Genomic DNA, 12,960 nt, shown 5'->3' with positions numbered 1-12,960 from the left:
GCGCCTCATGACGGAACAAATGCGAGAGTCCCTTGGCGACGGCCCGAACGTGCGGCATCGGCTGCGCGCGACGCGCCCGATCGCCGGCTGGGACGAGGCGATGCCGCTCGGCAACGGGCGGCTCGGTTGTTTACTGTGGGGGGACGGCGACCCGCTCCGCTTTAGCCTAGACCGGGCGGACCTGTGGGACACGCGCGTGCCGCCGGAGACGCTTGCCGAGGATTACACCTACGCAGAGTTGATTCGCTTGGTTCGCGAGAAGGATCAAGCGTCGATTCTGCGCCGGTTCGATACGTTCTACGGACGGCCGACGCCGACCAAGCTGCCCGCGGGCAAGCTGCACCTGCGGTTTCCGGCGGCGGCGGATCGCGCGGAGAGCGAGTTGGACGTGCGCCGCGCGGTCGCCGGCGTCTCGCTCGCCTTCGGCGATCGATCGGTTCGGGTCGAGAGCTTTCTTCACGCGACCCGTCCGCTCGGCTTGATTCGGATCGACGGAGACGCGGCGTTCCCTCGTGTCGATATTTTGCCGCCCGACTACGACGGCCCCGCGGAAGCGACGGGCCCGCAATCGATGGGCGGCCTCGGCAGTCTCGGCTACGAGAAAGCCGTCGTCCGCCGGGAGGGCGAGCGCCTCTGGTTCCGACAGCTTGCGGCGCAGTCGTTGGAGTACGGCATCGTGGCTCATGCGCGCGCACCTGCCGGGGGCGGCTTTACCGTCGCTTATACGGTCGCGTCCAACCGGGACGGCGAGGCGTGGCACGACGACGCCGACGCGCTGCTGCGGCAGGCGCTTGACGCCGGCTGGGACGCAATGCACGCCGAGCACGCCGCCTGGTGGGACCGGTACTGGGCGAAGAGCGCCGTCTCGCTGCCCGAGTCGGCGCTGGAGCTGGAGCGGATGTGGTATCTTGCCAACTATTTCTTCGCGAGCTGCTCGCGGCCGGGCAACCCGGCCATGCCGCTGCAAGGCGTCTGGACGGCGGACGACGGCGGCTTGCCGCCGTGGAAGGGGGATTACCACGGCGACCTGAACGTGCAAATGAGTTATTGGCATTACATGAAGGCGAATCGTCTCGAGGAAGGCGCGGTGTTGACGGATTTCCTCTGGTCCCTGCGCCCCGCGGCGGAACGGTTCGCGCGCTCCTTCTTCGACGCGCCCGGCCTCTGCCTGCCGTCGGTCATGGACATCGAAGGACATTCGCTCGGCGGCTGGCCGATGTACGCCACGAACCTCGTCAATCAAATTTGGCTGTGCCAAGCGTTCGACCATCGTTGGCGGTACGGCGGCGACCCGGCGTTCCTGCGCGAGCGGGCGTATCCGTACTTTGCGGAGACCGCAGCCTGCGTCCTGCGGTGGCTGTCGCCCGGCGCGGACGGAAAATTGTACCTGCCGCTCTCCAGCTCGCCGGAGATGTTTAACAACAGCATCGAAGCCTGGCTGCCCCCGAACAGCAACAATGACCTCGCGCTGCTGAAATATTTGTTCGCGACGCTCGCCGAGATGGCCGAGGAGCTGGGGAAGGGTTCGGAGGCCGACTTCTGGCGCGACAAGCTGGGGCGGCTGCCCGACTATGCGACGGACCCGGCGAAGGGGCTGCTCCTCGCGCCGGGGATGGAGGTGCCGGAGTCCCATCGCCACCTCTCGCACGCGATGTGCATATACCCGCTGCGGCTGCTCGACCCCGAGGACGAAGACGAGCGCGCCTTGATCGACGCGACGGTCGGCACGATCGAAGCGTTGGGGACGGGGCTTTGGGGCGGGCATACGTTCACCTGGATGGCCGCCCTCTACGCGATTCAGGGTAACGGAGAAGGGGCGGCTTACCAGCTGCAAGTGTTTTGGAACCATCTGTGCTCGCCGAACGGGTTTTGCCTGAACGTCGACTTCGCGCGCAAAGGCATTACTTCGCTTCACGGCCGCTACTTCACCCTCGAGACGAATCTATCCGCTGCGGACTCGCTGCAGGAGATGCTGCTTCAGACTCGCCGCGGCCGGCTGCTATTGTTCCCCGCCGTACCCGTAGGGTGGCTGGAAACGGGCGTCGCCTTCCGGGATTTGCGCGCCGAAGGCGCGGTGCTCGTCTCGTCGGCGGCCGAAGGCGGGCGCATCCGATCCGCGACGCTCCAGGCGGAGCGCGGCGGCACGTTCCGGATTCGCAACGACTTCCGGTCGACTCGCTTTCGGCTGGAGCGAACGCATGGCGGGACGGCGGTCGAGGAAACCGTCCGATGCGGCGCCGGCGAAGAGCTGGCGGTGACGCTGCAGGCGGGGGAATGCTGTACGATTCTGCCCATCGGCTAGGCGGCAGGGCAAGTAAAACAAAAAGAACCGCCCGTCGGGGCGGTTCCTCACATTTATTGAAGCATGCTGCCTCGCGCCTTCCCGCGGGGCTTCTTCGCGTCGGCGGCGCTCCGGGCGGCCGGCCGCTCCAGCTCGCGGATGCGCGCCATCCACCGTTCGGGCGTCAGGCCGTTCGCGCGCGCCTCGTGCAGCCGTTCCGCGTAATCCTCGCAGTTGTAGTGCTTCTCGAGCTGCTCCAGCACGGGGGCGTATTCGTCCAACAGGCGGAGCGCGTCGTCATGGCCATACCGGTAGCGGTCGACCAAATGCTCCACCATGCCCTGCTCGAATAGGTCAAGCTCTTCGTACGCTTTGGTTGTCATGATACTTCCACCTGCCTTCCGTTCGGAGGTAGTAGCCTACAAGCTTCAAGCTGTCTTCCAACCGCTCGTGGGCAAAGACGACTTGGTTGCCGAGCTTCAGCGGATCGAGCCGCCGGCCTCTGCGGTCGCGCGTAATCTTGTCGCCGAACCAAGCGGCGTCTTTCCCTAATTTTACCGCATCCCGCACGATTGCGCCAGTATCATTGTCGGCCATCGGGCCGATGAGCAAGTCCGGATGCCTGCGGCACGGATCCCACCCCTTCCGGTCGTTGACGCGGTGCCGAAAGACGAACTCGATCCATTCGTCCTCGGGCGACATAAAGATGCGCGGCAGCACGTCGATCTTCTTCGGGAGCAATTGGATTTTCAGCACGCAGGGCACGGGCGTCCGCAGCCCCGCATAATGCTTGGCCCCTTGAACCGCCCACTTCATCGCCTGCTGCATGCTGATCGTCGTGTAGAACCCTTCCCCGAAGTCGCGCCCCGGCCGCCAAAACGTCCGGTTCAGCAGCCGCTCCGTGAAAGATTCCAAATATAGATCCAGCGTCCCGTGGTACAGCGTAGTCGGAAACCCGACGCGATCCATCAACGTCCCCCGTTCCTCGTATAGGCTAGACCCATATTATAACAGAAAATGGATCTCCAGACGAACAAGTTTTCGGTCGCTTGGAGCTTTTCCCTTCGCTTGCGGCAACGCGCAGCTTCGTACCGCTGTCCGAAGACGAGCTCGACCGTTCGTAATTTTGAACCAAGGGCATATCCCGAAAATAGGGGTATGTCCTTTTGTTTGTTTCCGCAACAGTAAATGACGTTGATGTTTGCTTTCAATGAAGGAAAATATGGAAGGCGATCTGAAATTGTGGAAAAAAGCCCTAATTACACGCTGAAAAAATGCAACAATCGCAAAATCTCAAGTTATAGTGTTGAAAAAATAAACTAAATAACGTATAATCAAAATCGTAGAGAAACGGAAGTTGTGAAAGTGATATTATTTGCAATAGAAAATTGAGGAAAAAGCCCGCAACCCTCCAGAGATGACCGCTTCACCTCGATTGGGATTGTTTAAAAGTGAAACATCCGATGACTTAGGCTCTCGCCTTTTTCATACTCATCACAATACCCCGGGAGGGAACGCAATGATTACAGGTCTTAAGAAGGGTAGGGTCTCGCTTCTCTTGTCGTTGTGCTTCGCATTACTTGTAACCGCTTGCTCCGGCGGAGGGGCTGCGACGGAGCCGACGCCGACGCCGGCGCCAGCCGAAAGCAAGCAGGGCGAAGCGTCTGCGGACGCAACCGACGCGGTAGAGCCGGTCGCCTTCTCGTACTTGGCGCACACGCGGATTATCGGTTGGATCAAAGACAGCAATTGGTTGGAAGAGACGATGAAGCGTACGAATACGACGATCGAATACGTCGACGGGGGCGAGGATCCGTCCTACACCTCCAACGTGGACCTGCGAGTCGGCGGCTCGAACTTCCCGGATGCCGGCATTGTAACGCCTGCGCAAGCGCTGTTGTACGGGCAGGAAGGCGCGTTCCTGGATTTGAAGCCTCTGATCGATCAGTATGCCCCGAATATTAAGAAGTATATCGAATCGGATGCGACCTATCGGAAGTTGGTCACGAACGAGAACGGCCAAATTTACGGCTTGACCTTCATGAACTTGGCGGCGCCGATGACGATTCTGTACCGGAAGGACATGTTCGACAAAGTAGGCGTGACGAGCGAGCCGAGAACGATCGACGAGCTTACGAATGCGTTCCGCAAGCTGAAGGCGGAGTACGGGGCGACGAACAACACGTTCTATCCGTATACGGGCCGCGGAGAGTTCACGCGCTTCTTCCTGGACGCCTTCAACGCGTCGGCGAAGGTGGATGCGGACGGCAAGGTGCACGGCGTGCTCGGCGCGTTCGATGCATTCGACTTATACGCGCCGGGGTACAAGTCGTGGGTGGAGTGGCATAACCTTCTGTATAAAGAAGGGCTAATCGATCCGGAATTCGCGACGAACACCCAGAGCGAAGAGACGTGGCAGACGAAGATGTTGACGGGCAGCGGCGCGTTCAACTACGATCACTACTCCCGCCCGGAGTGGTTTATGATCAACGGCGGTCCGGAGAACGACCCGAATTACCAGACGGCCGTTATGACCCCGTTCCTCGACTTGAAAGGCGAACAATCCAAGCAGACGATGAGCTTGAAGTACCTTCAGGCCTACAATTTCGTCATCAACGCGAAAGCGAAGGATAAAGCGCCTGGCATTCTGCGGTACCTCGATTACATGTGGAGCGACGAGGGCCAGACGCTTAGCCAGTGGGGCATCGAGGGCGAGACGTTCGCGGTCGCGAACGGCAAGAAGCAGCATACGGTCAACTACAAGGATGAGGTGACGAAGGTCGCCGGACAGAAGCGCTGGGAATTCGGCGTCGGCTTCCCGACGTTCCCGCGGGCCTACAACGTCGATGACGCTTGGCAATGGAGCACGGAGCAGACGCGCGAATTCGCGACGAGATTGTTTAACGAGAACTACACGAAGCCGATTCCGTTCGTAAAGTATACGACGGAGCAAAGCGCGGCGAAGCAAGAGCTGGCGGCAAGGGTGCTGGAGGAAGTGAAGAGCAACGTCATCAAGTTCGTGAGAGGCGATCGCCCGATGTCCGAGTGGGACGCGTTCTTGGCCGACATGGAAAAGTTAGGCTACAAGAAAATCACGGAGATCGACCAAGCCGCATACGACGCCACGAGCGCGAAATAACGCGGGTCGTCCTGCGGAATAGCATCGGAGAAGGCGCTCGCGTCGAAGCTTGGGCGGAGCGCCTTCTCGCTTTCCTTGCCGAGTCGGTTCGCAACATTTATTCACAAAGGCGGTGTCGTATTCATGATGGTGAAGTTTGGGAATCGCGGCGGCGCGCAAGCGAACGCGACGGCTTACCAGGAGCCTTACCTTAAGCACGTATGGCGCAACCGGATTCTCTATTTGCTGCTGTTGCCCGGCTTGATTCATCTTCTCGTCTTTAAAATCGCGCCGTTGTTCGGCCTCGCCATCGCATTCCAGGATTTCAATATGTTCCTTGGCGTGCTGCACAGCAAGTGGGTGGGCTTCAAGCACTTCATCGCTTTCGTGAACGATCCGTACATTCCGAGGGTGCTCGCGAATACGGTGTTGCTTTCATTATACACGTTAATTTTCGGGTTCCCGGCGCCGATCCTATTCGCGCTGTTCCTGAACGAGGTGCGGAACGCGTTCCTTCGCCGCACCGTGCAGACGTTGACTTTCTTTCCCCACTTTATCGCGACGGCAGTGTTGGTCAGCATGATGTATTTAATGTTCTCGCCGCAGACGGGCATCGTAAACGTGGTTTTGTTGAAGCTCGGATTTGAATCCATCTTCTTCTTCGCGGAGCCTTCATGGTTCCGAACCTTGTTCGTATCCTCGGGGATTTGGAGCAGCTTCGGGTACGGCGCCGTCATTTACTTGTCCGCGATGGCCGCCATCGACCCGCATTTGTACGAGGCGGCGGATATGGACGGGGCGAATCGCTGGCACAAAATTTTCCACATTACGCTGCCTTCGATCGCGAATACGGTCATTATTATGTTTATCTTGGAAATCGGCAATATTTTGACGGTCAATCTCGACAAAATTTTATTGATGTACAACCCGAGCGTATTCGAACGAGCCGACGTCATTCAATCTTATGTGTATCGGGTCGCTTTCGCCGGCGAATTCGGTCTTCCGAAATACAGCTACGGCATTGCGGTAAGCTTGCTGCAGTCGATCTTCGCATTCATCTTAATCTTCCTAGCGAATCAGGCGGCGAAGAAGTATTCGGAATCCAGACTTTTCTAGGGGGGCGCCGACCATGCGGAACATGAAAATCCAGCCGTTCGATCTTTTCAACGCTATCGTGCTGCTCGCCGTCTCGGCGATTTGCCTGCTCCCTTTCCTGCACTTGGTCTCGTTGTCGGTCAGCGACGGCATGCGCGTGTTTTTCGGGGAAGTGTATTTTTGGCCGAAGAGTTTTAACCTCGAAGTGTACAAGTACATCTTTAACAACCCGCACCTGAACATTACGAGCGGTATATGGAATTCCGTGCGATACGCGGTCGTCGGTACGGTCGTCGCCTTGGCGCTCACGTACATGACGGCGTACGCGCTTTCGCGCAAGCGGCTCCGGTATCGTTATGCGATCATGTTCGTATTTTTGCTTACGATGATTTTGGATGCCGGCATTATTCCGGGGTATTTGATTAACAAAACGCTCGGTTTGGTCGACTCGTTCTGGGTCATGGTCGTGCCCGGCGCGGTGAACGTGTTTTTTCTGATCATCACGCGCACGTTTTTAGAAGCGATCCCCGACGAACTGGAAGAGTCCGCTTTCATGGACGGCGCGAACGATTTTCAGATTATGTCGTACATTTACTTGCCGGTATCCAAACCGGTGCTTGCCGTGGTCGGGCTGTTTACGGCCATCGCCATTTGGAACAGCTTTCTAACGCCGCTCATCTATTTGATGGACAGTAAGATGTTCCCGATCCAATTGATCATCTATAAGATGGTCATTATATCCGGGGATACCGTATTCGAAAATACGGTCATGAACGGATATCACGTGACTCCGAAGAATATTCGGCCGGCAGCCGTCATGCTGGCTATGATTCCTATATTGTTCGTCTATCCGTTCGCCCAAAAGTATTTCACGAAGGGGTTCTTGGTCGGATCGATTAAAGGGTAAGATGTCGAATTTTGCGACATGCGAGAGGCTGCTTTATAATAGATGGAAAATGTTAGTTCACGCGAAGGAGGTGGCTTATGGGTATAAAGACATTGGTCATCGCGCCGTATCGCGGCTTGATGGAGCTCACTCTGAGCTTGTCTTCGGAATTGGAAGGCTTCGATATTACGGTCGTGCAAGCCGACCTGGACGAAGTGCTTCCGTTAATCAAGCAGTACGAGGATGAGGGCTTCGAGATGATTATCAGCCGCGGCGGCACGGCGCGCTTGCTTCGGAAACATTCCGAGCTGCCGGTGACGGAAATTAAAATTTCCGGATACGATATTATGAGGCTGCTGACGCTGCTGAAGGGATATCAGATGCAAGTCGAGATGATCGGCTTGCCGAACATTATCGAAAGCGTCGTGACCGTTTCGAACTTGATGGGCATCGATATCCCGTATACGGTCATACATCATGAAAGCGAGACGGCCGCGGCGATCGAGCGGGCCAAGCAGCGAGGCGTGAAGGTGATCGTCGGGTACTCCAGCCAAGTCGCCATCGCGAAGGAAGCGGGGCTGCAGGGCGTGTTGATTACGTCGGGCCGGGAGGCGGTATTGGCTGCGTTCTATGACGCTAAGCATGTGTACGAGACGCTGAATCGGAACAAGAAGCGATATGTCGCATACGAACGAATGCTGGAAGGGCTGGAGACGGGCATCGTCGTCGCGGACGCGCAGGGCGGCATCGTATATTCGAACGAAGCGTTCCACACATTGTTCCAAAGCCCATACCAAGACCTTAGGGAACGCGGATTGTTCGAGCGCTACCCCGGGTTCCAGCGGCTCGTGTACGACCTGCGCTTCTCCGATCGGCCGATCACGATGTACGATCCCGAACGCTCGGTTTCTGTCTCCGGGGGCGTCGTTCCGGATGAGCCGGGGAAGGAATTGTATTACTTTCAAATCAAGCGGACCGACGGCACGGACGAAGACATTAATGTCATCTATCCGAATGCGTCCGTCGACGCGTTCCCGCAGCTGTTCCTCTCCGGCGGGGAATACCATGCGTTCGTGGAAGACGCGATCGGCTGCCTCGAGAAAGGGAAGCCCGTCGCGATTTGGGGCGAGCAGGGCGCGGGCAAGCGGTTGTTCGCCGACGCCGTGAACGCGCGGCTGGGCGACCGGGAAGAAAGCTTCGTGCAGATCGAAGTGAAGCAAGGGACGGATTCCGCCTTCGAGCGATTGTACGCCCAGCTGCAGACGGCGAAGCGGGAGTCGATATACTATATTACGGGGATTGAACGGTTTCCGCCTGCGCTGCAGCGGCGCATTCGCGAGCTGCAAGCGGAGACGCAAAGCCTGACGATCTACGCGTTCCTATCGGATCCGGCGGAGCTCAAGGAGGAACGGAAGCTGGAAAAATCGTTCTACGAGTCCTTCAAGGCTTGCGTCATTCGGATCGCGCCGCTTCGGGAGAGAGCGGAGGAGCTCGGCGAGTTTATTCGAACGTTCATCGCCAAATATAACGAACGGTACGGCAAACAAATCGTAGGCATAAGGCCCGAGGCTCTGGAGGCGCTAAAGCGTCGCGCGTGGCCAGGCAACCTCTCGGAGCTCGAGCAATGCGTGAAGCAATTCGTGAAGCATGCGAAGACGGAATATATCGAGGCGGACGCGTTGGAGCTTGTCGGCGACGATACGGCCTGTTTTGCCGCCGCCTCCGAAGGGGACATGCGGATGGTCAATCTGAACCAACCGCTGGTGCAGATCGAAAGAGACATTATTCGAATGGTTCTCGAAGAAGAGGAAATGAATCAGTCCAAGGCGGCCGCAAGGCTCGGCATCAACCGGTCGACGTTGTGGCGTCGGGTGAAGGAATTGGAAGAGACGGATCGCGCCGAAGCCCAACGCAAGAAAGCCTTCCCTTAATGGGAAGGCTTTCTTGTTTAAAAATTAAACATTAAGTCGAAATACGAAAAAGTAATAAACATAAGTGTTGCCATAATGAACATTTTATTATAAATTATTAGTGAGAGAACTCCTTATTATTTATATTTTCAACATTTTGTTTCGGTGAGGTGATTCGGTGCTCATTGCGAAGCGGTCTAAGGTCGTATTTATCGGGGATTCCATTACGGATTGTTCCAGGGTACGTCCGATCGGCGAGGGCAGGGAGAACGCGTTGGGCAGCGGGTACGTCGCCCTCGTCAACGCGATCGTTGAAGCGACTTGTCCTTCCGCCGATTTGCGTATCGTGAATATGGGGGTCGGGGGCGATACGAGCCGAGAGCTCAAGTGGCGTTGGAAGAGCGATGCGCTGGACTTGCGGCCGGATTGGATCTCCGTGATGATCGGCATTAACGACGTATGGCGCCGCTTTCACCATCGGAGGAATGTGACCGAGGATCAGGTGTCGCTCGAGGAGTACGAGGACACGTTGGACGAACTCGTCGCTTCGGCGAACGCCGCCGGCATCAAGGTCCTGCTCCTCTCGCCGTTCGTGATCGAAGAGAACGCGTCGGATCGGATGCGATTGCTGACGGCGGCCTTCGGCGAAGCGGCGAAGCGCGTATCGGCTCGCCGCGGCGCTATGTTCGTAGATATACAGCGCGTATTCGACCGTTATTTGTTAGACAGTTACCCCTCGGAGCTGAGCGCGGACCGCGTGCATCCGAACCTTACGGGCCATATGCTCATCGCTCGCGCTTGGCTCGCCGCCGTCGGCTTCGAGCCGGAACCATTTTCAATGAAAGAAGGGAATACTGCGCTATGAGACCGAGCCGCGTATTGCATAAACTGCGCAACGGGGAGACGGCGATTTGCACGAAGCTGAATCTTGCGGATTCGCGCATCGCCGAAATCGCCTCGCTGGCGGGCTTCGATTGCGTCTGGACCGATATGGAGCATGTGCCGAACGATTTATCCGTCGTCGAGCGGATCGTGCTCGCCACGAAGGCGTACGGCGTCGACAGCTTGATTCGGGTTCCCCGGGGCAGCTATAGCGACTTGATTCGCCCGCTCGAGATGGACGCGACGGCGATTATGGTGCCGCACGTCATGAGTCTCGCGGATGCGAAGGCGATCGTGCGCCACACGAAATTTCATCCGGTCGGCCTTCGTCCGCTCGACGGCGGGAATGCCGACGGCGCGTTCGGGAACTTGGACTTTCAGGAATATTTGCGACGGGCCAACGAGGATCGGTTCGTCGTTTTGCAAATCGAAGACCCGGAGCCGCTGGAGGAGCTTGATGCGATCGCCGCCTTGGAAGGGGTCGACATGCTGTTTTTCGGGCCGGGCGACTTCAGCCAAGCGATCGGCGCGCCGGGGCAGATGGATCATCCGCGGATTCGGGAGACGCGCGAGCGCATCGCCGAAGCATGCGCGAAGCACGGCAAGCTGGCCGGCACCGTCGGAGACGCCGCTTCGTTGCCGGAGCTGAACCGGATGGGATACCGCTTCGTCAGCATCGGCGCCGACGTCGTCGGATTAAGCAACTATTACAAGCAATTGCTTGGCGCGGCGAACCGCCCCGCCTTCGAAGGGAGAGATGCCTCGTATGGGTATTGAAAAGCGCTTTCCCAGTACGATTCTTCCGACGGCGGTCGTCCCCTGGACGGAGACGCTGGCGTTCGACGACGAGACGTTCCGCCGGCAAGTGCGCCACTTCGTGAAGGAAGGCATCACGCATCTGTACGTATTCGGCACCGCCGGCGAAGGCCATGCCGTCACGGACGAGCAATACGCCGAGATCGTCGAGACGTTCGCCGAGGAGATGGCGGCGCCGGGGCTTCATCCGATGGTCGGACTGCTCAGCTTTTCGTTGCCGGCGATGCATAAGCGTCTTCGGATCGCATACGACCGGGGCATACGCGACTTTCAGTTCGTGCTGCCGAGCTGGGGGGCGCTCAACGCGAGGGAGCTGTTCGCGTTCTTCCACGATCTGTGCGATCCGTACCCCGACTGCCGGTTCCTGCATTATAACTTGATGCGGGCGAAGCGGCTCGTTACCCCGGAGGAATATGCCGCCTTGGCGGCCGAAATTCCGAATTTCGTCGGCGCTAAATATACGACGATGGATATGCTCGCGATCCATAAGCTCGTTACCGACGACTCCCCGCTGCAATTTTTCCTGGGCGAGCTCGGCTACGCGTACGGCAGCCGGCTGGGGGAATGCGGGCTGTTAAGCTCCATCTCCAATATTCGTCTCGAGCGGGCATGGGATTTCTTCCGCGCCGCGAAGCGAGGGGACTCGGCGCAGGTGACAGGGTACGCGTCGGAGTTCGCGACGCTGTTGTCCGTCATCATGAAGCATCTCACGACGGAGCGCATGGACGGCGCCTACGACAAGGCGCTTGCGAAGCTGATCGACCCGTCGTTCCCTCTGCGCTTGCTGCCTCCGTACGAGACGGCGACGGAGACGGAGTTCGAGGGGCTCGTCCGCGAGCTCGAGGAGCGTCTTCCGGCGTGGCGCAAGGTGTACGCATGACCGACGCGCGGATGGCGTTATGCCGGGAACTGACCGAGCTGCCGGGCGCATCCGGCTTCGAGCACGCCGTTCGGGACGCCGTACGCCGTCACCTCGAGCCGCTCGTCGATACGATCGAGGCGGATCGCCTCGGCAGCTTGATCGGGAGGAAGGTCGGGCACGCGGAAGGGCCTCGCGTCATGCTTGCCGCACATCTCGACGAGCTCGGCTTCCTGGTCACGCAAGTTACCGAAGAGGGCTTTCTGCGAATTCAGCCGCTCGGCGGGTGGTGGGAACAGGCGATGCTGGCGCAACGGGTGACCGTCCATACCCGCAGCGGCGTATTGTCCGGCGTCATCGGGTCGAAGCCGACGCATATCATTCCGGCGGAAGAGCGCAAGCGGACGGTGCCGATGAACGAGATGTTCGTCGACATCGGCGTTAGCGGCAAGTCGGAAGCCGTCGCCGCGGGCGTGCGTCCCGGCGACGCGGTCTTGCCGGTCTGCCCGTTCACGGTCATGCAGAATCCGAACTATTGGATGGCGAAGGCGTGGGATAACCGATTCGGCTGCGTAGTCGCGATCGAGGTGCTGCGTCGACTGCGCGACGTACCGCACCCGAACGTCGTCTATGCGGTCGGCACCGTCCAAGAGGAAATCGGGATGCGCGGCGCCGAGACGTCTGCGAACGCGGTGCGGCCGGATATTGCGATCGCCCTGGACGTCGGCGTGGCGGGCGACACCCCCAATATTCGCTCCGGCGAGGCGGCCGCGAGGCTTGGGGGCGGCCCTACGTTATGTTTGCTCGATCGCTCGATGTTGCCGCACAAGGAATTTCGGGATTTGGTCATCGATACGGCGGAGGAAGAAAATATCCCGTTGCAATTCGAAACCATGCCGGGCGGTGCGACCGATGCGGGGCGCCTCCATCTGCATGGGACGGGGGTACCGTCGATCTTCTTGGGCGCCGCGGCGCGGTACATTCATAGCGCGGCGTCCGTACTGCATCGCGACGACCTCGAGGCGACGATTCGCCTCGTCACCGCCGTCGTTAGGAAGCTCGACCGATCGACGGTGGAGACGTTAACCCGGTATTAGTCGCTGCCGTACCGAC

General features: G+C 58.8%; 11 protein-coding genes. 9 read left to right on the top strand and 2 right to left on the bottom strand.

Annotated features, from left to right (window positions below; translation table 11 throughout):
* Positions 1 to 7 precede the first annotated feature (7 nt).
* On the top strand, positions 8 to 2,302 hold the full coding sequence (locus tag VEZ38_RS00895) for a glycosyl hydrolase family 95 catalytic domain-containing protein (RefSeq protein WP_324890999.1): 2,295 nt from the start codon (positions 8 to 10) through the stop codon (positions 2,300 to 2,302).
* Between the two features lie 53 nt (positions 2,303 to 2,355).
* Here VEZ38_RS00895 and VEZ38_RS00890 read toward each other — a convergent pair whose 3' ends face one another.
* Together VEZ38_RS00890 and VEZ38_RS00885 are read right to left on the bottom strand one after the other, a co-directional pair.
* Positions 2,356 to 2,664: a hypothetical protein gene (locus tag VEZ38_RS00890; RefSeq protein WP_324890997.1), complete on the bottom strand. Its 309-nt coding sequence runs from the start codon at positions 2,662 to 2,664 to the stop codon at positions 2,356 to 2,358.
* Positions 2,636 to 3,250 (bottom strand): DUF3990 domain-containing protein, encoded by a 615-nt coding sequence (locus tag VEZ38_RS00885; protein WP_324891063.1) that lies wholly within the window; start codon positions 3,248 to 3,250, stop codon positions 2,636 to 2,638. The genes VEZ38_RS00890 and VEZ38_RS00885 overlap by 29 nt, the downstream gene beginning before the upstream one ends.
* Positions 3,251 to 3,800: 550 nt before the next feature.
* Between VEZ38_RS00885 and VEZ38_RS00880 the strand changes: the two genes are divergently transcribed.
* The 8 genes from VEZ38_RS00880 to VEZ38_RS00845 all read left to right on the top strand — a co-directional run bounded on the left by VEZ38_RS00880 (position 3,801) and on the right by VEZ38_RS00845 (position 12,944).
* Entirely contained in the window at positions 3,801 to 5,420 is a 1,620-nt protein-coding gene (locus VEZ38_RS00880; protein WP_324890995.1) for an extracellular solute-binding protein, read from the top strand.
* Positions 5,421 to 5,543: 123 nt separating this feature from the next.
* Positions 5,544 to 6,515 carry an ABC transporter permease gene (locus tag VEZ38_RS00875; protein ID WP_324890994.1) on the top strand — a complete coding sequence of 324 codons (972 nt, stop codon included), beginning with the start codon at positions 5,544 to 5,546 and terminating at the stop codon, positions 6,513 to 6,515.
* 13 nt (positions 6,516 to 6,528) lie between these two features.
* A complete protein-coding gene (locus VEZ38_RS00870) occupies positions 6,529 to 7,401 on the top strand; it encodes a carbohydrate ABC transporter permease (protein WP_324890992.1) in 873 nt (290 codons plus the stop codon).
* 77 nt (positions 7,402 to 7,478) lie between these two features.
* Positions 7,479 to 9,311: a PrpR N-terminal domain-containing protein gene (locus VEZ38_RS00865; protein ID WP_324890990.1), complete on the top strand. Its 1,833-nt coding sequence runs from the start codon at positions 7,479 to 7,481 to the stop codon at positions 9,309 to 9,311.
* A 157-nt stretch (positions 9,312 to 9,468) separates the two neighbouring features.
* Positions 9,469 to 10,155, top strand: a complete 687-nt coding sequence (locus VEZ38_RS00860) for an SGNH/GDSL hydrolase family protein (protein WP_324890987.1) — start codon at positions 9,469 to 9,471, stop codon at positions 10,153 to 10,155.
* Complete coding sequence (locus tag VEZ38_RS00855) at positions 10,152 to 10,949, top strand: HpcH/HpaI aldolase family protein (RefSeq protein ID WP_324890985.1); 798 nt, start codon at positions 10,152 to 10,154, stop codon at positions 10,947 to 10,949. Before VEZ38_RS00860 ends, VEZ38_RS00855 begins: the two co-directional genes overlap by 4 nt.
* A complete protein-coding gene (locus VEZ38_RS00850; protein ID WP_324890983.1) occupies positions 10,939 to 11,868 on the top strand; it encodes a dihydrodipicolinate synthase family protein in 930 nt (309 codons plus the stop codon). Before VEZ38_RS00855 ends, VEZ38_RS00850 begins: the two co-directional genes overlap by 11 nt.
* Positions 11,865 to 12,944 carry a M42 family metallopeptidase gene (locus VEZ38_RS00845; protein WP_414694633.1) on the top strand — a complete coding sequence of 360 codons (1,080 nt, stop codon included), beginning with the start codon at positions 11,865 to 11,867 and terminating at the stop codon, positions 12,942 to 12,944. The genes VEZ38_RS00850 and VEZ38_RS00845 overlap by 4 nt, the downstream gene beginning before the upstream one ends.
* Positions 12,945 to 12,960: the final 16 nt, after the last annotated feature.

The sequence above is a fragment of the Paenibacillus sp. genome, assembly GCF_035645235.1.
Classification (GTDB): Bacteria; Bacillota; Bacilli; order Paenibacillales; family YIM-B00363; genus Paenibacillus_AE.
This window is presented reverse-complemented; position numbering and strand designations above follow the sequence as displayed.

Excerpts from the sequence above, each read along its gene's own strand:
- VEZ38_RS00845 (WP_414694633.1), top strand. The coding sequence starts at position 11,865 with ATGACCGACGCGCGGATGGCGTTATGCCGGGAACTGACCGAGCTGCCG.
- VEZ38_RS00885 (WP_324891063.1), bottom strand. The coding sequence starts at position 3,250 with ATGGATCGCGTCGGGTTTCCGACTACGCTGTACCACGGGACGCTGGAT.
- VEZ38_RS00890 (WP_324890997.1), bottom strand. The coding sequence starts at position 2,664 with ATGACAACCAAAGCGTACGAAGAGCTTGACCTATTCGAGCAGGGCATG.
- VEZ38_RS00870 (WP_324890992.1), top strand. The coding sequence starts at position 6,529 with ATGCGGAACATGAAAATCCAGCCGTTCGATCTTTTCAACGCTATCGTG.
- VEZ38_RS00855 (WP_324890985.1), top strand. The coding sequence starts at position 10,152 with ATGAGACCGAGCCGCGTATTGCATAAACTGCGCAACGGGGAGACGGCG.
- VEZ38_RS00880 (WP_324890995.1), top strand. The coding sequence starts at position 3,801 with ATGATTACAGGTCTTAAGAAGGGTAGGGTCTCGCTTCTCTTGTCGTTG.
- VEZ38_RS00895 (WP_324890999.1), top strand. The coding sequence starts at position 8 with ATGACGGAACAAATGCGAGAGTCCCTTGGCGACGGCCCGAACGTGCGG.
- VEZ38_RS00875 (WP_324890994.1), top strand. The coding sequence starts at position 5,544 with ATGATGGTGAAGTTTGGGAATCGCGGCGGCGCGCAAGCGAACGCGACG.
- VEZ38_RS00850 (WP_324890983.1), top strand. The coding sequence starts at position 10,939 with ATGGGTATTGAAAAGCGCTTTCCCAGTACGATTCTTCCGACGGCGGTC.
- VEZ38_RS00865 (WP_324890990.1), top strand. The coding sequence starts at position 7,479 with ATGGGTATAAAGACATTGGTCATCGCGCCGTATCGCGGCTTGATGGAG.